Origin of the sequence: Pseudoalteromonas sp. RB2-MNA-CIBAN-0110 (assembly GCF_040309305.1) — a bacterium.
Lineage (GTDB): Bacteria > Pseudomonadota > Gammaproteobacteria > Enterobacterales > Alteromonadaceae > Pseudoalteromonas > Pseudoalteromonas arctica.
Map to the genome: position 1 here is coordinate 1 of NZ_JBEOOQ010000377.1, position 223 is coordinate 223.

The following is a 223-nucleotide window of genomic DNA, read 5'->3' on the forward strand; positions in this document are numbered from 1 at the left end:
TCGCCACTTTGAACGGTTGCTTGTACTTCAATTGGAGGATTAACGCCGTCGTTAATAGTCACCGTTACGGTTTGACCGTCTTCAATATCAGTAACCGTACCGCGCACTACTATTGCGGCACTTTCGCCGTTACCGTTAATAACTGAGTCGGCTGTTTTATCAATGCTGGTAGTGATGGCTGCCGTGTTATCAAGCTCAACAGTATCTTGCGCTGTTACCGGGT

At 47.5% G+C, this 223-nt stretch carries 1 protein-coding gene; it reads right to left on the minus strand.

Annotated elements, in window-relative coordinates:
- On the minus strand, positions 1–223 hold a 223-nt coding region (locus AAEY68_RS21850; RefSeq protein WP_350586917.1), incomplete at both ends, for a hypothetical protein.